The 525-nt window shown below is 53.1% G+C and carries 1 pseudogene; it reads right to left on the bottom strand.

From position 1 onward, the window contains the following. Positions 1-525 (bottom strand): annotated as a pseudogene (gene ushA / locus CRI63_RS23625) (bifunctional UDP-sugar hydrolase/5'-nucleotidase); the annotation flags it as partial.

The following is a 525-nucleotide window of genomic DNA, read 5'->3' on the forward strand; positions in this document are numbered from 1 at the left end:
CATTTTCATTTCGCCATTACGAAACTCAAAATCAGCCCGTCCCACGTATTTGCCCCACTCATGTGCCTGCACAATCCAGATGCCGTTTTGTTGATCCGGTTTGCATGGCGTACCCGGCACGTAATCGACCTGTTTTTTGTTTTCTGCCGCCATGCAGACCGGATCTTGCGAGTGACCACCGACGATCATCGCCAGCGATCCGGCAGGCAGCGCGCGCGCCTCTCCACATCGCCCGGTGCGTTAGAGCCGTGCTCACCTTGTCGTAATCCGCCCATATGGGTCGCCGCGATAATAATGTCTGGCTTTTCTGTCTGTTGCAGCTCCTGAATCACCAGCTTCGCTTCATCGGCGGGCTTACGGAACTCAATATCGGTGAAGTTTTCTGGGTTGCCTAACTTCGCTGTGTCATCCGTCGTCAGACCAATAACGGCAATTTTCAGATCCTGACGCTTAAACAGCGCCCATGGTTTAAACAGGCGCTCGCCGGTACTTTTCTGGTAGATATTGGCAGAAAGTAACGGGAAC

It is taken from the genome of Escherichia sp. E2661 (assembly GCF_004745185.1).
Taxonomy (GTDB): domain Bacteria; phylum Pseudomonadota; class Gammaproteobacteria; order Enterobacterales; family Enterobacteriaceae; genus Escherichia.